This window comes from Pseudomonas sp. AF03-9, assembly GCF_020515815.1.
In the GTDB taxonomy this organism is placed as follows: domain Bacteria; phylum Pseudomonadota; class Gammaproteobacteria; order Pseudomonadales; family Pseudomonadaceae; genus Aquipseudomonas.
This window is the reverse complement of sequence record NZ_JAHPJF010000016.1, coordinates 1-21,542: the sequence shown is the minus strand read 5'-3', so window position 1 is coordinate 21,542 and position 21,542 is coordinate 1. Positions and strand designations below refer to the sequence as shown.

The 21,542-nt window shown below is 61.0% G+C and carries 18 protein-coding genes and 1 pseudogene; 5 read left to right on the top strand and 14 right to left on the bottom strand.

The features are described from left to right. Positions 1-32: 32 nt before the first annotated feature. The 13 genes from LIY36_RS20005 to arnC form a co-directional block, all read right to left on the bottom strand. Positions 33-902 carry an alpha/beta hydrolase gene (locus LIY36_RS20005; RefSeq protein ID WP_225595627.1) on the bottom strand — a complete coding sequence of 290 codons (870 nt, stop codon included), beginning with the start codon at positions 900-902 and terminating at the stop codon, positions 33-35. Further along, positions 887-2,491 (bottom strand): cytochrome P450, encoded by a 1,605-nt coding sequence (locus tag LIY36_RS20000; RefSeq protein ID WP_226456789.1) that lies wholly within the window; start codon positions 2,489-2,491, stop codon positions 887-889. Before LIY36_RS20000 ends, LIY36_RS20005 begins: the two co-directional genes overlap by 16 nt. A gap of 1 nt (position 2,492) precedes the next feature. Continuing rightward, positions 2,493-4,112, bottom strand: coding sequence for an acyl-CoA dehydrogenase family protein (locus LIY36_RS19995; RefSeq protein ID WP_226456788.1), 1,620 nt, complete (start codon positions 4,110-4,112; stop codon positions 2,493-2,495). Positions 4,113-4,358: 246 nt separating this feature from the next. Further along, the gene (locus LIY36_RS19990; protein WP_192300061.1) at positions 4,359-5,069 is read right to left on the bottom strand and encodes an HPP family protein; all 711 of its coding nucleotides are present in this window, start codon (positions 5,067-5,069) and stop codon (positions 4,359-4,361) included. Positions 5,070-5,232: 163 nt separating this feature from the next. Beyond that, a complete protein-coding gene (locus LIY36_RS19985) occupies positions 5,233-5,481 on the bottom strand; it encodes a hypothetical protein (protein ID WP_329959615.1) in 249 nt (82 codons plus the stop codon). A gap of 211 nt (positions 5,482-5,692) precedes the next feature. Continuing rightward, on the bottom strand, positions 5,693-7,315 hold the full coding sequence (locus LIY36_RS19980; protein ID WP_226456787.1) for an ArnT family glycosyltransferase: 1,623 nt from the start codon (positions 7,313-7,315) through the stop codon (positions 5,693-5,695). A 3-nt stretch (positions 7,316-7,318) separates the two neighbouring features. Further along, positions 7,319-8,698, bottom strand: coding sequence for a UDP-glucose dehydrogenase family protein (locus LIY36_RS19975; RefSeq protein ID WP_226456785.1), 1,380 nt, complete (start codon positions 8,696-8,698; stop codon positions 7,319-7,321). Continuing rightward, positions 8,695-9,096, bottom strand: a complete 402-nt coding sequence (gene arnF, locus LIY36_RS19970) for a 4-amino-4-deoxy-L-arabinose-phosphoundecaprenol flippase subunit ArnF (RefSeq protein ID WP_226456784.1) — start codon at positions 9,094-9,096, stop codon at positions 8,695-8,697. Before arnF ends, LIY36_RS19975 begins: the two co-directional genes overlap by 4 nt. Then, positions 9,093-9,440, bottom strand: a complete 348-nt coding sequence (arnE, locus tag LIY36_RS19965) for a 4-amino-4-deoxy-L-arabinose-phosphoundecaprenol flippase subunit ArnE (RefSeq protein ID WP_192300065.1) — start codon at positions 9,438-9,440, stop codon at positions 9,093-9,095. Before arnE ends, arnF begins: the two co-directional genes overlap by 4 nt. Beyond that, on the bottom strand, positions 9,437-11,092 hold the full coding sequence (arnT, locus tag LIY36_RS19960) for a lipid IV(A) 4-amino-4-deoxy-L-arabinosyltransferase (protein ID WP_226456783.1): 1,656 nt from the start codon (positions 11,090-11,092) through the stop codon (positions 9,437-9,439). Before arnT ends, arnE begins: the two co-directional genes overlap by 4 nt. Then, on the bottom strand, positions 11,089-11,973 hold the full coding sequence (gene arnD, locus LIY36_RS19955; RefSeq protein ID WP_226456782.1) for a 4-deoxy-4-formamido-L-arabinose-phosphoundecaprenol deformylase: 885 nt from the start codon (positions 11,971-11,973) through the stop codon (positions 11,089-11,091). Before arnD ends, arnT begins: the two co-directional genes overlap by 4 nt. After that, the gene (gene arnA / locus LIY36_RS19950; protein ID WP_192300068.1) at positions 11,973-13,964 is read right to left on the bottom strand and encodes a bifunctional UDP-4-amino-4-deoxy-L-arabinose formyltransferase/UDP-glucuronic acid oxidase ArnA; all 1,992 of its coding nucleotides are present in this window, start codon (positions 13,962-13,964) and stop codon (positions 11,973-11,975) included. The genes arnD and arnA overlap by 1 nt, the downstream gene beginning before the upstream one ends. Continuing rightward, positions 13,961-14,998, bottom strand: a complete 1,038-nt coding sequence (gene arnC / locus LIY36_RS19945) for an undecaprenyl-phosphate 4-deoxy-4-formamido-L-arabinose transferase (protein WP_226456781.1) — start codon at positions 14,996-14,998, stop codon at positions 13,961-13,963. Before arnC ends, arnA begins: the two co-directional genes overlap by 4 nt. 444 nt (positions 14,999-15,442) lie before the next feature. Here arnC and LIY36_RS19940 point away from each other — a divergent pair, with 444 nt between their 5' ends. Further along, complete coding sequence (locus LIY36_RS19940) at positions 15,443-16,249, top strand: M949_RS01915 family surface polysaccharide biosynthesis protein (RefSeq protein WP_226456780.1); 807 nt, start codon at positions 15,443-15,445, stop codon at positions 16,247-16,249. Positions 16,250-16,357: 108 nt separating this feature from the next. Next, on the top strand, positions 16,358-17,272 hold the full coding sequence (locus LIY36_RS19935) for a site-specific integrase (protein WP_192300071.1): 915 nt from the start codon (positions 16,358-16,360) through the stop codon (positions 17,270-17,272). A gap of 16 nt (positions 17,273-17,288) precedes the next feature. Here the strand turns inward: LIY36_RS19935 and LIY36_RS19930 are convergent, their stop codons facing one another. Further along, positions 17,289-18,497 carry a multidrug effflux MFS transporter gene (locus LIY36_RS19930; RefSeq protein WP_226456779.1) on the bottom strand — a complete coding sequence of 403 codons (1,209 nt, stop codon included), beginning with the start codon at positions 18,495-18,497 and terminating at the stop codon, positions 17,289-17,291. Positions 18,498-18,636: 139 nt separating this feature from the next. Here LIY36_RS19930 and LIY36_RS27910 point away from each other — a divergent pair. From LIY36_RS27910 to LIY36_RS19920, 3 genes and pseudogenes are all read left to right on the top strand, one after another. Then, positions 18,637-19,392: pseudogene (locus LIY36_RS27910) on the top strand (MCP four helix bundle domain-containing protein); the annotation flags it as partial. Then, entirely contained in the window at positions 19,387-20,250 is an 864-nt protein-coding gene (locus tag LIY36_RS27905; protein WP_370694914.1) for a methyl-accepting chemotaxis protein, read from the top strand. The pseudogene LIY36_RS27910 and the gene LIY36_RS27905, both read left to right, overlap by 6 nt. Before the next feature lie 395 nt (positions 20,251-20,645). Then, on the top strand, positions 20,646-21,104 hold the full coding sequence (locus tag LIY36_RS19920; protein WP_226456777.1) for an Hsp20 family protein: 459 nt from the start codon (positions 20,646-20,648) through the stop codon (positions 21,102-21,104). Positions 21,105-21,542: the final 438 nt, after the last annotated feature.

The following is a 21,542-nucleotide window of genomic DNA, read 5'->3' as shown; positions in this document are numbered from 1 at the left end:
ATCATGCAGGTCGTTGTTGCATTTATGCAGGTTCACGCACGGCCTGCGGGCTGCGCCTGAAAATATCCGGCCAGGGCCTCAACGCACAGCTGTATGGCTTTGCGCGCCGCGGCGTGCTGGGCCGGGTAATTGATAAACCCATGCTGCATGTCAGGGTAGTTAACGTGGCGCACCGCCGCACCGGCTTTTTTCAGGTGGCGTGCATAGGCGCGCCCCTCATCGCGCAGTAGATCGCAACCGGCCGTCACGATCAGCGCATTGGGCAGGTTACGCAATGAAGCATGTCGTGCGGGTGACAACCACGGGTGCGCGAGTGACACCCCCTCGGGCACATACAGGCTCAGATACCAGCGCAGCAGCTCGGCTGTCAGCCCATATCCCGAGGCGTACGCCGCTCGCGAACGGTTGCGGGCCAGGCAGTCGAGCAGGGGGTAGAGCAGCAACTGGAAGCCGATCGAGGGGCCGCCCTGGTCGCGGGCAAGCTGGCAGATCACCGCCGCCAGGCCTGCGCCTGATCCGCCACCGGCGACCGCGATCCGATTGACGTCGATGCCCATCGACGGGCCTTGGCGCGCCAACCACTGCGTGACGCCGTAACAATCCTCGACAGCGGCCGGGAAGCGCTGCTCAGGCGGCCTGGCGTAGTCCGTGGCCACCACCGCACAACCGGCCCACTCGCACAGGACCCGGCAGAAGCTGTCGTGGGTGTCCAGGTCCCCCGCGACCCAACCACCGCCGTGGAAATACAGCAACGCAGGCGCAGGCGTCGGGCTCGCCGGTCGATAGACGCGCACCCGGACCGCGCGGTGCGGGCCTGGAACGTCAAGGTCCCGGACCGACATGACCACCGCCGCACGCACCGCCGCGCGCATGCTCTCGGGGGTGATCAGTGGCCGGTCCATGCCTGTGCCTCGATTTCAATCACGTAGGCGGGCGCAATCAGCGCCTTGACCTCCAGCAACAGGGTGGTCGGCGGGCAAGCCTGAAAGAACTCCTGATGCGCCCTGGCAATATGCGGCCAGAGGCGCATGTCAGTGGTGTACATGCGCGTGGCGACCACGAGGGTCCTGTCCACTTCCAATTGCTTGAGGGCGGTTTCGATGATCTCCAGGCAGCGCCGGGTCTGATGGTAGGCATCGCCGGGCGCGTAGGGGTTGCCGTGGTCGTCAAACGCCACCGTACCGCTGGTGATGACCAGGTTGCCGGCCCGCAGTGCGCGGCAATACCCGGCTTTTTGTTCCCACGGCGCGGCGGAGAAACAGCGGGTAATCTCGCTGGACGCAGGGGCCAGGCGCACCTGGATCTGGCTCAGACCCCGGAACTGCAAACTGTTGGTACGCCATGTCGGTGGTGCTTGCTCAAGCAGGCCAATGTGCGCAAACCGTGCCAGCAAGCGGGTGAAGACAATCTTCGCCTCCAGCTTGAACAGCATCGAACCCATGCAGAAATGCGGCCCACGGCCAAACGCCAAGTGATCCTGCTGCTGGCGATGGATGTCGAACTGGTCGGGGTCGCTGAAGTGGCGGGGATCGCGATTGGCCGCTGCCCGGATCAGGAACACCACGTCACCTGTGTGGATGGTCTGACCATGCAAGGTGACGTCCTGCGTTGCCACGCGATGGCTGAGCTGACCCGCCGGGCAGATGCGCAAGGCTTCTTCGATAGCGCCGGGGAGCAGCCTCGGGTCGGCCCTGACTTCGGCCAGGCTGGCGGGATGGGTAAGCAGATAGAACAAGATGATGCCGAGTTGGTCCGCGCTGGTCGTCGTCGCCGCGACCAGCACAAACGCCAGCTGCGCCAACAGGTCCTCGTGGCTCATTGCAAGCTGGTCGCCGCTGGCAATAGCCTGGCTGACCAGGTCGTCTCCCGGCGCCAGACGCCGCGCTTCGACGAGTCGGGAGAAGAAGGCGTACATCTGCTCCATGGCCTGCAACGCCTCGCGCGGCCCAAACGCGGGGTCGGTGCTGCCCACCATGAACACGATAATGGCATCCGTCCAATGCCGGATTTTCAGCGCGTCCTCGGCCGCAATGCCAAACATCTGCGCCAGGATCAGCGCCGGGACCTTGTTGAACAGCTTGCTCATCAACTCGGGCTGCGGGCCCAGTTGCGTCAGCAGGTGGTCAACGATGCGCTCTATGTCGCCCGCCAGCGCATCAATGGCCCGGGGCGTGAAGGCCTTGGCCAGCACTTTGCGCCCGCGCTCATGGTCCTTGCCGTCCTGGGAATACATCCACCGCGAGGCCTTTTCGATAAAGGGCTCCAGCGCTGCACGCTGCTTGGCGGGCAGCTGTGCGTTGACCAATGCACGCATGCCGTTGGACGAAAAGCGTCGTGTATCGGTCAACGCGGCGGAAACGTCGTCAAACCGTGTCAAAAACCAGGCCTTGTGGTGTGCGCACCAGTACAGTGGATGGTGATGGCGCAGGTAGGCAAAGGCCTCGTAAGGCTCGCCAATGGTCGCAGGGTTGGAAAAATCCGGGAGGGCCATGTCACTGCTCCTCGTAGAGTTTATGGGTGAATTGCCGGGCGTAATCCGGCGCGTCGATATATGCGCTGATCAAGCACTGGGGCGGTTTAAGCCAGGCTGCCAGCATTTCGACCTGTGCCTGGGTGGCATGCCGGGCAAGCCCTTCGCGGCTGAACATCGCCCAGGGATGCAGCGGCGCGGCGAAACTATTGATCAGGTCGTCGAGTGTCGGGCTGTCCAGCAGATGCTGGGCCTCGGCTTCTTCAATCACTAGGTCCAAGGCCCTGGCGTATGCCAGGCCCAACGCCTGTTCGTGGGTGAACGTTGCGTCCGTGGCGCACCGCGCGACGAGGGTTGCCTCGACTTGCTGGCCAAGGTTAGTGGGGGCATCGAGAATAAACCGCGGGCGCGCCAACGCATCCTTGATCACCTGATACGCCATCATCGTGCTGTCCCCGGCGAAGGTGCAGCCAACCTCGCAGTCGATGACTTGCGTGGCGATCTGGTTGAACTGATGAAAGCCCTGGGACCCGCACAGTTCGCGGCAGAGACGAATCACGTCAAGGCCCATCCATGCGCCTACGGCCTTGCTCAGCGCGGCCAGCACGTGCAGTTCCTGACGTCGCGGCACCTGCGCCCAGTGCGCCTCGAAACGCCGGATTACCGCCTGCTCCAGCAGGCGCAACGCGACTGCCTTGAGTTGGACCGCATAGAGACGCTGGCGAAACAACGGCTGGCTCAGCAGCGCCACGGTGCCGCCGTCACGGTGGAGTTGACGGTGGCAGGCGAAACGGTAACTCAGGTGCGCCGCAAGCCCCGCATTTTGGCGAATCCCGGTAAGAAACAGCACACGCTCCTGCAGAAAGGTTTTCAGCGCCGCGATAAAGCGTCGATCTCGCGGCAAATCGCTGACGAACGTCCCCTCGTCGTTGAAATGTGCGTGGCGTTGCAACAGCGCGTCTACCGACAGTTCCAACTGGCAGAACCGGATCGCCGCGACTTGATTGGCGTGAATGCCGCCCTTGGGGTCGCAGGCCATGATCTTCACGCCCTTGCGCAGGCGGCCATTTTCACGCTGGCGGATCACCACACGGAACCAGTGGAGGCCTTGATCTTCGTCATCGACGATCAGGCGCCCGAGCACCATCACTACCTGGGCCGCATACAGCGCGTTGCCAATCCAGCATTTACAGGCCTCGGGGGAGGGGGAATCGAGTATCAGGCGATGGGTTTGCCGGTGGTAGGTCACGGTCGTCTGCGTATTGCGCACGTCGGAACCGCCACCGACCTCAGTGCAGCCAAAGGAGTAGACCTTGTGCATGCCGATCGCTTCGTCGCGGTAGTGCGCGATTTGCGTCGGGCTGGCGTGGTTCAGGAGTGCATCGACGGCAATCATGTGATCGACCAGCGATGAGTGCAGCGCATAGTCGAAGGCGCCGAGGTAGCCCATCCACTCGCAGAGCCTGGAGAACTCCGATTGCTGCGCTTGCCCCAGCCACTGTTCATTGCTGACGATTTGCCCGGAAAAAATCGCGTGCATGCGCTGGATCGTCAGGTCCATGTAGGCCTTGAGGGGCAGCCGATGGCGTAGACGCGGCTCGAACAGCGGCGAGCGCAACAGAGTTTGCAGGGTAACGCCCATGGATTGTCTCCTGTTCCGAGTGGATCTTTCGATACACCTGAACAGGAGAACCGGCGGGAAGATGGCGACAGGCACACGTCGGGGGCTCGCGTTATACCGTCCCAAAGCCAGGTAGTCCTTGTCTTCGTTACTGGTACAGCGGTGCCCAGACAGCGTGGTGAACAGCAGACAACTTCAAGTGCTGTAATGACTCTAGCCGCTGCCAGGTCAGGTGCAATACGCCGCTCGTCGCACGAACGACGCCGCTCAGGCCACGCGACTGGCGAGCACATCGCCAATGCTACGGCGCCGCGCATGGCCTTCCGCCGCGTGGATCAGTTGTTCCAGCTCGGTCGGCTGCACATCGTAGAACTGCTCCATTTCCGCCAGGGCCAGCTTGAGGTCGGCAGCGGTGATTGCCGGGTCGGTCACCACGGGTGTGTTGCCCAGCACTGCAGCGGGTGGTGCCACTTGCCCCTTGGGGTAACGCATGCGGGTGGCATTGTTGTAGGCCAGTGCGCAGGCGAGCAGCGCTGCGGCGCCGAGCATGACCGGGGCCAGTTCCTGCCAGCCAAGGGCGATGGATGCTGGGTCCGCCAGTACCAGGGTCATCGCCAGCCCGCCGGCCGGTGGATGCAGGCAGCGCAGCCAGCAGATCAGGATGACGGTCATGCCCGCCGCCAGGCAGGCACTGCCCAACGTCCGGCCCAGTACCCGCGCGACCAACAAGGCGACCACCCCAGCGCACAGGTAACTGCCGATGATTGACCACGGTTGCGCCAGCGCGCCGGACGACACTGCAAACAGCAAGACCGCCGACGCGCCCAGGGGGCCGAGCAAATGCAGGGCGACATCCATACCGAATACTTGGCCGCACACCCACACACTGAGCAGCGTGCCCAAGGCCATGCCGATGGCGGCACGACTCCATTCGGCGGGACGGGTATTGATGGCAGTGGGTAACCAGCGAGCGAGCATTAAAAAGGTCCTGAAACAGCGGGCAAAAAAAAAGGCCTGCCGGGCATTCCGGTTAAGCCTTTGGAAAGTTCCAACATTGGGGGAAGGAACGTACATAGTGTGCCGACCTGGATTGCGGCACGCCAATGCAGATTAATGCAGGTTAAATGCAAAAAAAATGAATTCAAGCGCTAGGGTGAACCGACGGTTGCGGGCTCGCGCTGCCGAGTATGCGTTTGGAATGCTCTTCGCTTAACAGCCGGCGTTGCAGGCTCTCGCGCACCCTGGGGTCGCTGGACAGCGGACCTTTCAGCGCGACGAGGGCATCACGCAGGCCCATCAGCCGGTCCAGGCTCGGCATCGGCACATAGCTGACATGGACCTGCTCACGCGCAGGCGTTGAGGGGGTATCGGGGAATGATTCAGTGGGCACGGCAGAGTCCTTTCATGGATGTAACGGCGATGTAGGTCGCGGGTTACAACGTCCTTGTCCTGTCCCCTTCAACCAAGGGGTAGTAAATAGTTACCGTAACTGGCAAGCGAGTTTACATTTTGAATTCAGGAGCGGGAAAGGGAAACGGCACCAGCCTTTACGCATAGCTGCGTAGGAGCTTTCGCGGGAATACCGGCCGAAGCCGGCAGGATCACGGTTGTAGGGGGTTGCTCAGGTGTAGCAGCACGTAGGGGTTCTTGTCGAATTCGCCGCTGACGGTCGGCGTGAGTGCGCGCAAGCGTGGCTCTTGCAAGCCTTCAAAATCCGCCGCACTCATCACCAGCCACGCCGGAGCCTGTAAAGGTGTGAGGTCGCTGCTCGACTGGGTGAACAGCGGCACCCGGTCGCAATCGAGGTTGACCATCAGCTTGATTGCCTTGGCGTCTTTCCCCAGCCCGTGCAGCACCACAGGTGCCGGGTCCTGGGAAATCCGCGCCTTGACCGCCAGGCTGAACGTACGCGTGTCGTACAGGCTGCGTTCCAGCGGTTCGACCACCACGATGTAGGTTGTCCATAACGCCAATACCGCGGCCAGTGCCGGACCGCCTGTGCGCAGGTGCGGTTTCAACCACGCCAGCAGCGCCAGGACCTGAAGCGCACCGAGCACGCCAAACATCACGCCCAGGTTGCCGACAGCATCCGGGTAACGGCGGCGTACCACTACCAGACCGACCACCAGCAGCGCCGGCAACACAGTCCAGAGGCCCAGTATCAGGCTGCGCAGCAGCGCAAACAAACGCCCTTGGGTGACCTGGAACGGGTACGCCGCAATGATCGCCGCCATCGGCAACATCGGCAGCACATAACGGGCTTTTTTCGCCTGGGGAATCGACAGACCGAGCATCACCAGCAAACCCGCCGCCGCGCAATACAGCACCAGTCGCAACGCCGGGTCCGGTGTGCGTTTGCCGCCGACGGCCACCGCCAGCAGCACCAGCAGCGCCACCGGGTAGGCCAGGGCGTAATTGCCCATGGAACTGGTGAAGTAATACAGCACGCCGCTGGAGCCTTCGCTGCCGTCCATGCGCCCCAGGAACTGCATGCGGATCACGTCCTGCATGAATACTTCGCCGCCACTGAGCTTGGCCAACAGCAACAGCAGGCCGACGCACGCCACCAGCAATGCCAGGGCCAATGGGCCAAAGCTGAACAACTGGCGCCATTGGCGGTTGAGCAGGGAGTAACTGCACAGCACGCCCGTGGGGATCACCAGGCCAATCGGCCCGCGGATCGAAAAACCGACAATCAGCAACAGATACACAAGGTGCAGGCGTTTGCCCGCGCCGAAGTGATCGTGGGCGTAGCCCAGGTAGAACACCGCCAGGGCCACGGCGGCGAGCATCTGGTCCAGGGACACGGCGCGGGTTTCGCTGATGAAGGTGCTGCTGAGCGCCAACATCGCCACGCTCAACAGGCCCCAGCGTGTGGAGTAGGGCGCCGTAAGGCGGTACACCAGGATCACAATCAGCGCCGAGGCGATGGCCGTCGGCAACCACGCGGTAAAGCTGGTGACCTGGCCCAAGGGCAGGGACAACAGCCAGGTCAACAACGTCGAGGTGGCCAGGTAATCGGCGTACGGCTGGCCATAGGTCGTCGGGAAAAAGCTCGGCCCATGGCGCAGCATTTCCTGGGCAAATAGCACAAAGCGCGAGTCAAACCCGATGATCGCCTGGTGCCAGTTGCCGGCGATAAACAACAGCAGCGCCAACAGCCCAAGCACCAGGGACTGTCGGCGGATCAGGGCACTCATCAAGGGCGGTTGGGCTTTGTTCACGTATCAGGCTTCCACAACCTGCGGCACCCACTGTTGCTGGGGAATCGGCAATTGGCAGGAGTCGCCACGGCCGATCGGGAAGTATTGGAAGCCTTTGCGCGCAAGGCGCTCGCTGTCGTAGAGGTTACGGCCGTCGAAGATCACCGGGGTTTTCAGGCGCTGGAGGATCAAATCAAAGTCCGGCGCCTTGAATTGCTGCCATTCGGTGCAGACGATCAACGCGTCGGCGCCGCTGAGGGTGGACTCCGGTGTGCCCATCAGCATCAAGCGCGGGTCGTCGCCGTAGATGCGCTGGGTTTCCTGCATGGCTTCCGGGTCGAACGCACGCACGTTGGCACCGGCAGCCCACAGGGCTTCCATCAGCACACGGCTGGGCGCGTCCCGCATGTCGTCGGTGTTGGGTTTGAACGCCAGGCCCCAGATGGCAAAGGTCTTGCCCTTGAGGTTGCCTTTGAAGAATGCATTGACGCGTTCGAACAGCTTGCTCTTCTGGCGCTGGTTGATCGCTTCCACGGCTTCCAACAGGTCGCTGGAGCAATTGGCTTCCTTGGCGCTGTGGATCAGGGCACGCATGTCTTTGGGGAAGCACGAGCCGCCGTAGCCGCAGCCCGGGTAGATGAAGTGGTAGCCGATGCGCGAGTCGGCGCCGATGCCCAGGCGCACGGCTTCGATGTCGGCCCCCAGGTGTTCGGCCAGTTCGGCGATCTGGTTGATAAAGCTGATCTTGGTGGCCAGCATGCAGTTGGCGGCGTACTTGGTCAGCTCGGCGCTGCGCAGGTCCATGAAGATGATGCGGTCATGGTTGCGGTTGAACGGCGCGTACAGGTCGCGCATGACCTCGCGCACTTCTTCGCGCTCGCAGCCGATGACGATGCGGTCCGGGCGGCGGCAGTCGGCCACTGCCGAGCCTTCCTTGAGGAATTCCGGGTTGGAGACAATATCGAATTCCAGGTGCCGGCCAGCGAGGTGCAGGGCTTTCTCAATGTGCGCACGCAGGGTGTCGCCGGTGCCGACGGGCACAGTGGATTTTTCCACCAGGATCACTGGGTCGACACGGTGACGGGCCACGGCATCGCCCACCGACAGCACGTATTTCAAGTCCGCCGAGCCGTCTTCGTCCGAGGGCGTGCCCACGGCGATAAACAACACTTCGCCGTGTTCGACCGCGAGTTTTTCGTCATGGGTAAAGTGCAGCCGCCCGCTTTCCAGGTTTTCCTTGACCATCGCCGCCAGCCCCGGCTCAAAGATGGTTACATGGCCCTTTTGCAACGACTCGACCTTGTTCTTGTCGACGTCCATGCAGATGACATCGTGACCGACTTCGGCCAATACGGTGGCCTGCACCAGACCGACGTAACCACTACCAAATACACTGATTTTCATGGGGCATTCCTGGAGCTTGCGGGGCTAGCACGGTGGGAGTTGATAACCAGAACTCCGAGGATGACCAGCGCCACCCCCAGGGTTTTTGAAAGCGAAAACTGTTCGTTGAACACCGGCAGGCTGGCCGCCAGCAGGTACACCAGGGCGTAGCTGATGCTCAGCAATGAATAGGCACGGCCCAAGGGCAGGTGCTTGAGCGCGCCGAGCCAGCAGAGCATCGACAGCGCATAGGCGAAGATCGCCAGGATCACCACGCCCAGGGCACCGAGATCGATGGGCGTGCTCAGCCATTCGTGGGGCAGCGGCAGGCGCGTCATGCTCCAGCGCATGCCCAACTGGGCCGCGCTGACCAGGCCGACGCTGGCCAAGGCCAGGGCAAAACCACGCACGCGGCTCATACCTGACGCCCCAGCAGCACAACACCGGCAATCACCAGCGCCACGCCGAACCAATGGCGGCCATCGATGGGTTCATGAAAGACAAAACGTGCCACCAGCGTGACCAGCACAAAGTTCAGGCTGAGCATCGGGTAGGCGATACCGACTTCCAGGCGCTGCAACACCAGCAACCACACCAGCAGGCCCAGGCCCAGGCACACCAATGCGGCCCACAGCCACGGCGAGCGAAGTTTCAGCGCCCAACCGTCCGGCAGGTCGCGCCAGCTTTCCACGGCGAATTTTTGCGAGACCTGGCCCATGCACGTGAGCAGGCAGGCGGTCAGTAACAGGAGCAGGGTGATCATGGAGCAACCTGCGGGAAGATCAGAATCACGATGTTGCCTTGTTCAAAGCGCTGGCCGTCGGCTGGCAGCAGTGCAACTTCGGCGATTTCGTCGTCACCTTTAACGCGCATCACCACGCCGACCGGACCTTGTTTGCGCGCATCGCTCATCCATGCCTGGACCTGCGTGGTGTCGACCTTGTGATGAGTCGCATCCGGGTAGGTGAGGCCGTATTTGACTTCGCCGACGGTGTTGTAGAGCGTCACGTCCGGCCGCGCCAGGCGCCAGGACAGGGCCGATGCTGCACCGAGGTCATTGCTCAGCAGTGCCGTGGCCGGCCGCAGGGCTTGCAGGTGATCGATGATGAATTGGTCCGGGGTCTTGTTGTAGACCACCGAATGGGGCAGTGCGGCGGGCACCAGTGCCACCAGCAACCAACTGCCGAGCACCGGTGCGGCCCACAGTTTCAGCGGGCGCGCTGCCTGTAACAGGTTGGCAATGATCCAGCCGAACAGGAACACGAACACCAGCACCAGGCTGAGGGTTTCCTGGCCCGGCTCGTACACCGGCTTTTTCAATTGGAACCACGTGAGTGCCAGCAACGCGACGATGCCCACCACCAGGTTCAACCAACCGTTGATGCGCAGTGCGCGGCTGCGGCCCTCGGCGAGTTTGTCGGCCAGGGTCGAGCCCATCAACAAGGCCAGCGGCAACAGGCACGGCATGATGTAGGAAGGCAGCTTGCCCTTGGCCAGGCTGAAGAACGCCAGAGGCATCAGTAGCCACAACAGCAGGAACGCGGTTTTCGGCAGGCGTTTTTGCAACCACGCCTGTTTCAGGGTGGATGGCAGCAGCGCAACCCACGGCAGCGAGAACGCCACCAGCAGCGGCAGGTAGTACCAGAACGGCTCGGCATGCTGGGCATCGTCACCGGCAAAGCGTTGGATATGCTCGTGCCAGAAGAAGAAGTTCCAGTAGTCAGGCTCTTGCAGGTGCACCGCCAACGCCCACGGCAGGCTGACCACAACCGCCACCGCCACGGCCACCAGGCCGTAGCCCAGCAGTTCACGCAAACGTTTCTGCCAGATGGCATAGGGCAGGGCGATCAGCACCGGTAGCAGCCAGGCCAGGAAGCCCTTGGTCATAAAGCCCATGCCACAGGCCAAACCCAACAGCGCCCAGGAGGCCAAGCGGCCATTGCGCGTGGTGCTGTCGAAGCAGAACCACAAGGCCACGCCGGTCAGGTTGACCCAGAAGGTGAACTGCGGATCGAGGTTGGCATAACCGCCGAGGGCCGCGACGCTGACAAAACTCATGTACAGCACGCTGCTGACCAGGCTTTTCTGCGGATCATTCCACAGCCGGCGCGACACCAGGTACACCAGCAGGATGCTCAGGCCGGTGCTCAACGCCGAGGCGAAACGCACGCCGAACAGGTTCTGCCCGAAGATCGCCTGGCCCAGCGCGATCATCCAGTAGCCCGCCGCCGGTTTTTCAAAGTAGCGGATGCCCATGAAGTGCGGCGATGCCCACTTGCCGGTCAGCAGCATTTCCTGGCTGATCTGGGCGTAGCGGGTTTCGTCCGGGATCCACAGGCCATGGGTAGCCAGCGGCAACAGGTAGAACACACCAAAGGCCAACAGCAATAGGGGCAATGCCAGACGCCGGATCATGCCTGCTGCACTCCGAGCCAACCCTCACGGCCGGGCAAGGCGCCACGCACCAGCTGTTGCTGGGGCAGGGTGGTCAGGTCCGCAGGCAACAAATCGCCCAGGGGTTTGAAGTCGATGCCGCGCTGCCCTGCCTGGGCGAGCAATTGGCGAAAATCGTTGGCCATCAGAATCCCTTCTACTTCTGCGTGGATCGTGTAGACGTTCAGCTTCGACTCGGCAAAGCGGTCAAGGATGAACCCATTGAAATCCTTGGCAGCCACCACCGGCCCGACGACTTCGTCGAAGGTCGGCAGGTCTACCGGAATTTGTGGAGTGCCCGCGCTGCCATCGGCCAATGTCGGCCTGAACAGGCTGGTGCCCCGGCAATCGCTGTTGTAGCGAAAGTTGAAACCTTGCTTGGCTTGCACCACACGTTCATCGGCGCGCCAACCGGCGGCGGCGGAACAGTCGATGCGCTCACCGAGGATGTCGCTGAGGGTGTCGACGCCCCGGCGGATCTGCTCCACCAACTGCGCCTCGCTCCAGCGCCCGGTATTGGCCTGCCAGCCGTGGTGATCCCAGGCGTGCAGGCCGACTTCATGCCCGGCGGCCTTGGCCTGGCGCATCAAATGCCCCAGGTCGCGGCCAATCGGCTTGCCCGGCCAGGCGGTGCCGGCCAGCAAGATGTCCAGGCCATACAGGCCGACCGCATTGGAACGCAGCATTTTCCACAGGAACTGCGGGCGGATCAGGCGCCACAAGTGGCGCCCCATGTTGTCCGGCCCAACGCTGAAGAAGAACGTCGCCTTCAGCCCCGCTTCATCCAGGGATTCGAGCAACCGCGGCACACCTTCACGGGTGCCACGGTAGGTGTCGACGTCAATGCGAAGACCTGCCTGCATCAGCGCTTGTCCGCGATTTCGAGCATGGCTTCCTTGAGGAAGAAATCCAGGGTGTTGCCGATGGTTTCGCTCATCTCAACGGTTGGCTCCCAGTTCAGCAGGCGCTTGGCGTTTTCGATGCTTGGCTTGCGGTGCGCCACGTCCTGGTAGCCAGTGCCGTAGAACGCCTTGCTTTCCACGTCGCGGAAACCGGCGAACGGCGGGAAGTTGCCGCGCAGTGGGTGGGCTTCGAACTGGCGCAGCAGCTCTTCGCCCAGTTGACGGATGCTGGCTTCGTTTTCCGGGTTGCCGATGTTGATCACCTGGCCGTCGCACACGCCGTTGTCGTTGTCGATGATGCGTGCCAGTGCTTCGATGCCGTCGGCGATGTCAGTGAAGCAGCGTTTCTGTTCGCCACCGTCGAACAGACGGATTGGCGTGCCTTCCACCAGGTTGAGGATCAACTGGGTGATGGCGCGGGAGCTGCCGATACGGGCCGAGTCCAGGCGGTCGAGGCGTGGGCCCATCCAGTTGAATGGACGGAATAGGGTGAATTTCAGGCCCTTGTCGCCGTAGGCCCAGATCACGCGGTCCAGCAGTTGCTTGGAGACCGAGTAGATCCAGCGTTGCTTGTTGACCGGGCCGACCACCAGGTTGGAGGTGTCTTCGTCGAAGTACTGGTCCTGGCACATGCCGTAGACCTCGGAGGTCGACGGGAAGATCACGCGCTTGTTGTACTTGACGCAGTAGCGCACCAGCTTGAGGTTTTCCTCGAAGTCCAGTTCAAACACGCGCAGCGGGTTGCGGGTGTATTCGATTGGGGTGGCGATGGCCACCAGCGGCAGGACCACGTCGCATTTCTTGATGTGGTACTCGATCCACTCGGTGTGGATGCTGATGTCGCCTTCCACATAGTGGAAGTTCGGGTGGCTGCGCAGGCGCTCGATGGCGTCGGAGCCGATGTCCAGGCCGTAGATCTCGTAGCGATCGTCACGCAGCAAGCGCTCGGACAGGTGGTTACCGATGAAACCGTTCACACCCAGGATCAGTACCCGGGTACGACGCGGCTTGCGGCCGGACTCGGCGCCGCGCAGTACAGAGCCATCGACCAGGCCCAGTTCGTCGGCCAGGGATGGGCCGGCCAGGTACAGGCCGTTCTCGTTGCGCTGGCCGAACTTGACCACCAGGGAGTCTTCACCGCAGGCGATGCGCAGCGGGTTGACGCTGATCACGCGACCTGGGGCGAGGCCTTCATTGCCCTTGACCACCTCGGCCTGCCACACGATCAGCTTGTGCTCGCCCACGGCGCAGAAGGCGCCTGGGTAAGGTTGGGTCACGGCACGGACCAGGTTGAACAGTTGTTCAGCGGGTTTTTTCCAGTCCAGCTTGCCATCGGCGGCGGTGCGGCGGCCGAAGTAGGTAGCCTGGCTTTCGTCCTGGGCGGTTTCGCTCAGTTTGCCGGCGGCCAGTTGCGGCAAGGCGTCGCGCAGTAGGTTGGTGGCGGCATCACGCAGTTTGGCGTGCAGGCTCAGGCCGGTGTCGGTGCGCTCGATGAGCACTTTTTGCTGGGCCAGGATTGCGCCGGCATCGGCACGCTTGACCATGCGGTGTAGGGTCACGCCGGTTTCGGTTTCGCCGTTGACCAGGACCCAGTTGGCCGGTGCGCGGCCACGGTATTTCGGCAGCAGCGAGCCGTGCAGGTTGAACGCGCCTTTGCTGGCAGTGGCCAACAGCGGCTCGCTCAGCAGGTTGCGGTAATAGAAGGAGAAGATGTACTCCGGGTTCAGCTTGGCGATGCGCTCGATCCACAACGGGTGGTTGGCGTCTTCCGGTGCGTGTACCGGGATGCCGTTGCGGGCGCAGAGCTGGGCGACGGAACCGTAGAAATTGTTTTCCTTGGGATCATCGGCGTGGGTGAACACCGCAGCAATGTCGTAGCCGGCAGTCAGCAGGGCTTCAATACCTGCACAGCCAATATCGTGGTATGCGAAGACAACGGCTTTTGAATTCATGACGAAACCTGATCGGAAGGAGAAGTAGAAGTGGTATGGGAGGACACCAGGCCGTCAACGACGACGACGGGGGCCGGTGCTGCCGGGGTGTTGCGCAGCACTTTTTCGATAAAGAAGCGTGGGCGGGCGCGCACATCGCTGTACATGCGGCCCAGGTATTCACCCAAGAGCCCCATGCCGATGAACTGGCCACCGGTGAACATGAACAGCACCGCGAACAATACGAACATGCCATCGCCGGCCCATTGGGCGCCGAAGGCCAGGCGCAGCACGATCAACGCGAGGGCGAACAGCAGGCCGAGGCCGGCCAGGCTGAAACCGACGATCGACAGCAGGCGCAGCGGGGTGGTGGTCATGCAGGTCAGCAGGTCGAACATCAGGCTGATCAGGCGCATGGCGCTGTATTTGGATTCGCCGTGTTCACGCTCGGCGTGGTGCACCAGGATTTCCGTGGTGTGCCGGGCAAAGCCGTTGGCCAGGATCGGGATAAAGGTGCTGCGTTCACGGCAGGCGAGCATGGCGTCGACAATGGTGCGGCGGTAGGCGCGCAGCATGCAGCCGTAGTCGGTCATGGCCACGCCGGTAGAGCGCTGTACCGCGAGGTTGATCAGGCGTGACGGCCAGCGGCGGAAGGCCGAGTCCTGGCGATTGTTGCGCACTGTGGCAACCACGTCGTAACCCAGGGCGGCTTGCTCCACCAGGCGCGGGATCTCTTCAGGCGGGTTTTGCAGGTCGGCGTCGAGGGTGATCACCACCTCGCCCCGGCACTGCTCGAAACCGGCCATGATCGCCGCGTGCTGGCCGTAGTTGCGATTGAGGATTACCGCAACCACGTTGCTGCCATCTTCTGCGGCTGCGTCTTCGAGCATTTGGGCGGATTTGTCGCGACTACCGTCATCCACCAGGATGATTTCGTATTCGTAAGCCAGTTGCTTGCACGCAGCGGTCGTGCGACGCAGCAACTCAGGCAGGCTCTCTTGTTCGTTGTAGACCGGGATAACGATCGACACACAATGAATAGGGTAGGGTTTCAAAGATTCATGACCTCGGGGCTAGAGCAACTTGGAACGTGAAAACAGCAGTCATCAGTGGCGGGCAGCGCCGTGCCTGACTTGACACAAGGTGGAGTGGCGTATTCATTCGACTTTCCTGAGACGGCGTGGGGTCTTCCATGGAGGCGGTTAAAGTAAAGCTCATAAAACGCAAAGGTAAAGCGTAATCAACAGGTTAGTCGGGGAAGTCGCGGTTCGCTCTCAAGTCCTGAAGCCAAGATTAAGCGCAAAAATGTGGTACGAATATGAAAGGCATATGAAAAACTCGTTTATTTGACAGGTAGACAGCCCGTGTTCAGCTAGAAGATCCACACATCGCGCCGAGCGCTCGCGTGCAGGGGCCCGTAACCGATTTTATTCAACAATCTTCTCTGCAATACCCCCCAAGTGCCGGTAAAGTAAGCGCTCTCTTGCCAGGGTAATCGGATGAATAGCGTGCAGCTTTTACGGCCAGTGTTGATGGGGTTGTTGATGACCGTGGCGTGTGTCACGACGGTGCGGGCCGATGCTGGGGTAGCGCTGACCAGCATTGAGCAACTGCCGGATGGGGTCGAAGTGCGCGGCAAGCAGATCGCCGCGTACACATGGGACGATCGCCAGGGCAAAAACCTGCTGGTACTCGCCGAGCAACTCAGCGAGCGCGACGACGATGGCACCCAATCGGCATTTGTCTATGCCGCGCAATATTTGCTCGATGGCAACCGGCCCAAGCGCGTGTGGATGCTCTACGACGATGTGCAGCATTGCGAATTCGACGCGGCGCTTCGCTTCGACCGGGATGCCACCAAGGTCACCGACCTGTCCGGTGATGGCATCACCCAGGCCACCGTGGGTTATTCGCGTACCTGCACCAGTGACGTGAGCCCCAATGAATTCAAGCTGATCATGCACGTGGGCAAATCCCAGAAATACCGCCTGCGCGGCGTCGACCGCTATGGCGCCAGTTGGTGGGACGAGGAGGCCGGCGCACTGCGCGGCATGCCGCTGCCCAAGGATTGCGGTGTGGCCGCCCAGCAGGCGCTGGTCAGCCAGTACAAGGAGCAGGGCACCGAATTGCCGCTGCCGGGTTGCTACAGCGAGGAAAAAGACTTCGCCAAGGCCCCCGAGGCGTACCTGACCTTCATGCGCCAACACTGGTTTGCCCTGATGCAGAAACAGGACACCGAATGGAACCAGACCCAAACCCAGACCCAGCCGCAAGATTCTGTCGAGGGTGACGACGTCGCGCCGTGACTTTGTGCGAGGGCCGTTGCTGGGTTAGACTCGGCCCTCGCCAATTCACTAAATACCTCGATTAAACAATGGTTTGTTCGAGGTATTTAATCCAAAGGCTGATCTATTTTGACTGAGTCCATTCGCAATCCTCTGACCCTCTACCTCACCCGCCTGGCCCCCTCCAGCCAACTGACCATGCGCTACGTGCTGCAGGACGCCGCCGACCGCCTGGGTTTCGAGGACATCAACCTCGAAGACATCGACTGGCACCTGCTGCAACCTGAACATGTGATCGCCCTGGTCGCCGCCTTGCGCGAGGACGGCTATGCGCCGAACACCTCTTCGCTGTACGTGAACGCAGTGCGCGGCGTGATGAATGAAGCCTGGCGCCTCAGCCTGATCAGCCAGGAACACCTGTTGCGCATGCGCACGGTCAAGGCCACGCCGGGCACGCGCCTGAGCCAGGGCCGCAACCTGCGGCGCACGCTGATCCGCGAGATGATGGACGTCTGCGCCGCCGACCCACGCCCCCAAGGGCTGCGCGATGCGGCGCTGATCGGGATTTTGTACGGTTCGGGCATGCGCAAGTCGGAGTCGGTCAACCTCGACCTGGCGCAGATCAACTTCGAAGAGCGCAGCTTGCGGGTGATCGGCAAGGGCAACAAGGAACTGATCAAGTACGCGCCGGCCTGGGCTTTTGCCAAATTGCAGGCGTGGCTGGATTTTCGGCGTGAACAGCTTAAAGAAGGCGAGAGCGACGACACGTTCCTGTTCAACCGCATCCGCCGGGGCAGCCACATCACCCGCGAACGCATCACCAAGCACGCGATCTACTACATTGCCCGCCAGCGCGGTGAGCAAGTCGGCGTGAAGATCATGCCCCATGATTTCCGCCGCTCATTTATCACGCGGGTGATCGAGGAGCATGACCTGTCGATTGCGCAGAAACTGGCGCACCACACCAATATCCAGACCACCGCCAGCTATGACGTGCGCGAGGACAACGAGCGGCGCCGGGCGGTGGATCGGTTTGATTTGTGATGAGCCTTGCCCGGGATCAGGAGGAGGGTGGGGCACTGCTCAAGTGAGCGGGCAAGCGGCGTAACGTCCACAGGGTCACCAGCAGCGCCGCGACGGCACACAGTGCAATGCCGATCAACATTGGCGCCGGCGTATGGTCAGCAAACACGCCGACCACGGTCATGGACACCGCTGCAGTGATCATCTGAATCGCCCCCAGCAGTGCAGAGGCAGAACCCGCCACCGCGCCGTGGTCCTCCAGGGACAAAACGCCCGCTGCCGGCAGCAACAGGCCGAGAAAACCGAAACCGATGAACAGTAGCGTCATCATCAACGGCAGGCTGTCGACCCACAGTGTGGTCACGGCCAGCGTGCCCAATACGCTTGCCACTGCCACCACTGACCAACGAATCACCGATGCGAGGCCAAAGCGCGCACTGAGGTGTGCGGTCAGTTGGCTCATGGCAAAGAACGACGCCGCATTCAGCGCAAAGCACAGGCTGAATTGGGTGGGGGTCAGGCCGAAGTATTCGATATACACGAACGGCGCGCTGCCGATGAATACAAAGAACGTGGCCAGGCCGAAGCCGCTGACGACCGAAAGCCCGGTAAAGAGCGGATCACGCAGCAGCGCCCCGTAACTGCCAAACGCGTTGCCCAGGTTTTTGCCCAGGCGCCGTTCGGCGGGATGGGTTTCGGGCAACTGCACGACCGTCATCACCAGGCACGCCACGGCTACCGCGGCGAGCAGTGCAAACACTTCGCGCCAACTCCAGATCGAAATCACCACGCTGCCGGCCAGCGGTGCAAGAATCGGCGAAACACTCATCACCAGCATCAGCAAGGCCATCAGGCGTGCGGCTTCGTGGCCGGTGTACAGATCGCGCACAATCGCCCGGGGAATCACCATCCCTGCACAGGCGCCAAACGCCTGCAGCGCACGAAAGCCGATCAGCACTTCAATGCTCGGGGCCAGCGCACAACCGACACTGCCCACCGCAAAAATCACCAGCCCGGCGTAAATCGGCGGTTTGCGCCCGAATACATCACTGATCGGCCCATAGAACAGCTGGCACACGCCGATGATCATGAAGAACACGGTCAGGCTCATCTGCACCGCAGCCGGCGAGGCTTGCAGGCTGGCGCCGAGGGTGGGGAGCGCGGGCAGGTAGCTGTCGATGGCGAACGGGCCGACGGCGGTGATCAAGCCCAGGAGCAGGGCGAGGCGAGCAATACTTCGAGACATGGGCTATTCCAGCCAAGCAAGGGCCGGCCAGCTTAAGGTATCCGCGCAAATCCGCAAACTTAGGCTTCAATAACAAGCAATTGATGCCGATAACAGTTCAGGCGAAGCCCAATTGGCGGCCAGGCACGGGGATACCAGCATGACGATTAAACTACGCTTGATGCTGTTGATTGCGACAGGCTTGATTACCGCCTTGATCATGAGCCTGGCCAGCTACGTGGGTAACAGCCGGATGAGCAGCGCCGTGCAGGACAATGAGCAGAGCATGACGGTGCTGCGCAATCATATGGAAGCCGACATGATGCACGACGCGCTGCGGGCGGACGTGTTGTCGGCGATGTTGGTGGGGTTGGGCAAAAGCACCAGTACCGAGGCCGAGGTCAACAGCTCGCTGAAGGAACACGCCGAGCACTTTCGCCAGGTCCTGGCGGACAACCTCAAGCTGCCGCTGGATGATTCGCTCAGGGCCAGCCTGGAAAAAATCAAACCCAGCCTCGACACCTATATCAGTGCCGGCGAGCGCATCGTCACTTTGGCCCTAGCCAATCCGGAAGCGGCACGCGAGCAACTGGGCACCTTTAATAGCGCCTTCACTCAGCTTGAAGAGCAAATGGCAGGCCTGAGCGAACTGATCGAATCCAACACCCAACAAACCAGCGTCGGCACGCGACAGACGATCAGCAACGCCAACTTGACCTTGGGCGCCGTGCTGATTGCCAGCCTGTTGTTGCTGCTGGCGCAAGGCCGCTGGGTCATGTTGAGCATTATGGGGCCGCTGCAGGCCGCCAGCCGCATTGCCGCCAGCATCGCCCGAGGCAACTTGAGCGAGCCGATTGTCGAACCGGCGCGCAAGGATGAAGCCAGCACATTGATCCGCAGCCTCGCAACCATGCAGCGCGACTTGCGCGGCATGATCGAAGTGGTGCGCAGCAACGCCCATGGCGTCAACGGCATGAGTGAAAAACTCAGCCACGGCTGCCATGAAGTGGCCGGCAGCAGCCAGCAACAAAGCGCGGCGGCCAGCACCATGGCGGCAGCGGCGAGTGAAATGACCGCCAGCATCGAGGAAATCACCCGGCACGCCGGTCGTGCGTTGAATATGGCGCATCAGGCCGAGTCCTTGGCCAAGGACGGCGGCCGGGTGATTCATCAAGTCGTCAGTGACATGGACGGCATCGCCCGCTCGGCGCAGCAATCGGCCCAGGTTATCCGTACGCTGGATAAGGAGTCCGAGGCGATTTTCAGCATTATCCAAGTGATCAAGGGCATCGCCGACCAAACCAATCTGCTGGCGTTGAATGCCGCGATCGAAGCAGCCCGCGCCGGCGAACAGGGACGGGGTTTCGCGGTGGTCGCCGATGAAGTGCGCAGCCTGGCAGGCCGCACCAGCACGTCCACCCAGGAAATTGCCAGCATGGTCGCACGCATCCAGCAAAACACCCGGGAAGCAGTGACCAGCATGGAGGAGGGCGTCGCACAGGTGGATAAAGGCATGGCGGTGACGGCGGAAGTCGAACGGGCCATCCGCGAGATTTTGCAGGCCACGTTGAGCACCACCGAGTTGGTCAACGACATCTCCCGCACCATCGGCGAACAAAGCCTGGCCAGCAATGAAATCGCCCATCAAGTGGAGATGATTGCGGGCATGTCGGAGAGTAATAGCCGAGTGATTGCCACGACTGCGTCGACGACGGATGAATTGTCATCGTTGGCGGGGGAGCTTTCGCAGTCGGTGGATCGTTTCAGATTGTAGGTTGATTATAACTAAACTAAATGACTATTTAGTTTAGTTATAACTTGTTTGAATAGCGTCAGGCGGGTCAGGGCGCCTTTTTGTCAGTATTGCCAAGGCTGAAAGGCGTTTATTCACGAAATAACCCACCACGCGTCAACGGCATAATTACCGGCCGGAGCCCCTGACATTTGAGGGGTAACCGATGCTTGCGGATTTACGCACTACAAAAGCGCCGAGCCCCAAACATTGCTATGTCGTTGAAAGGCCACGAAATTACAAATAAAGATTATTGCGTAGGGAAATTTTTCCGAACGCCCTTGAATTTTTGTCTTCTGTTCCTACCTAGGGTTTTACGTGATGCCGAATGAGGGTCACGTCTCAAATCACTTGGAGAAAACTCAGGAGATTTAGCAATGGCTACTACTCTTTCGTTGGCCCCACTTTTCCGCCATTCGGTCGGCTTTGACCGTTTCAATGACCTTTTCGAATCGGCGCTTCGCAGTGAGGCCGGAACTTCCTATCCTCCCCACAACGTCGAAAAGCACGGCGATGACCATTATCGAATTGTCATCGCGGTAGCAGGCCTTGCTGAGGCGGATTTAGACATCCAGGTTGAAAAAGGCGTTTTGACGGTCGCTGGTGATAAGCGAGAAAGCAACGAAGATGTCACCTACCTGCATCAAGGTATCGCTCAGCGGGCGTTCCGGCTGTCGTTCCGCTTGATGGATCACATTGAGGTGCAGGGCGCGAAGCTCGCCAACGGCTTGCTGAGTATTGACTTGCTCAGAGTTGTACCGGAGGAGGCGAAGCCTAAGCGCATCATGATCGGAGCGGCTGAGTCTACTGACTCTAAGCCGGTCAGTGAGCAGTAAGGTGAACAATGAGGCGCTCTTCGGAGCGCCTTTTTTTTGAGTATCACTACATCAGTTATCACCTGATGCATCGGTACAACTGGATTCGAGCGCACCAGTTCAACGACGGGCTGGGCCCGGCTCAGGCCGAGAAAAAACTTAACGTCGTGTCCGGGATTAGTTGACCACTGCACACAGTCCTTGAAGCGAGAAGAGTTGAGGGTTGAGAGGATTGCCATTGGCCAGGGAGTAACCCTTGGTTTGAGATTTGCAATCTGGCCTGTAACGCCCCTGTTGGGTGTGTATTGTATTACGCATAATGTATATTATGTTAAACGACAGACCATGTCATAAATGTTCATGAGCTGCCTAAGCCTAGGTAACCATCAGAAATGAGAGCAAATGCATTAGAATCGAGAATGTCACGATTGTGAAGATACATCCCTATCGCAGTTTAAC

Bases quoted from the DNA above. Each gene is read 5' to 3' on its own strand.
- LIY36_RS20005 (WP_225595627.1), bottom strand. From the start codon at position 902: ATGGACCGGCCACTGATCACCCCCGAGAGCATGCGCGCGGCGGTGCGT.
- LIY36_RS20000 (WP_226456789.1), bottom strand. From the start codon at position 2,491: ATGGCCCTCCCGGATTTTTCCAACCCTGCGACCATTGGCGAGCCTTAC.
- LIY36_RS19995 (WP_226456788.1), bottom strand. From the start codon at position 4,112: ATGGGCGTTACCCTGCAAACTCTGTTGCGCTCGCCGCTGTTCGAGCCG.
- LIY36_RS19990 (WP_192300061.1), bottom strand. From the start codon at position 5,069: ATGCTCGCTCGCTGGTTACCCACTGCCATCAATACCCGTCCCGCCGAA.
- LIY36_RS19975 (WP_226456785.1), bottom strand. From the start codon at position 8,698: ATGAAAATCAGTGTATTTGGTAGTGGTTACGTCGGTCTGGTGCAGGCC.
- arnF (WP_226456784.1), bottom strand. From the start codon at position 9,096: ATGAGCCGCGTGCGTGGTTTTGCCCTGGCCTTGGCCAGCGTCGGCCTG.
- arnE (WP_192300065.1), bottom strand. From the start codon at position 9,440: ATGATCACCCTGCTCCTGTTACTGACCGCCTGCCTGCTCACGTGCATG.
- arnT (WP_226456783.1), bottom strand. From the start codon at position 11,092: ATGATCCGGCGTCTGGCATTGCCCCTATTGCTGTTGGCCTTTGGTGTG.
- arnD (WP_226456782.1), bottom strand. From the start codon at position 11,973: ATGCAGGCAGGTCTTCGCATTGACGTCGACACCTACCGTGGCACCCGT.
- arnA (WP_192300068.1), bottom strand. From the start codon at position 13,964: ATGAATTCAAAAGCCGTTGTCTTCGCATACCACGATATTGGCTGTGCA.
- LIY36_RS19940 (WP_226456780.1), top strand. From the start codon at position 15,443: ATGAATAGCGTGCAGCTTTTACGGCCAGTGTTGATGGGGTTGTTGATG.
- LIY36_RS19930 (WP_226456779.1), bottom strand. From the start codon at position 18,497: ATGTCTCGAAGTATTGCTCGCCTCGCCCTGCTCCTGGGCTTGATCACC.
- LIY36_RS27905 (WP_370694914.1), top strand. From the start codon at position 19,387: ATGCAGCGCGACTTGCGCGGCATGATCGAAGTGGTGCGCAGCAACGCC.
- LIY36_RS19920 (WP_226456777.1), top strand. From the start codon at position 20,646: ATGGCTACTACTCTTTCGTTGGCCCCACTTTTCCGCCATTCGGTCGGC.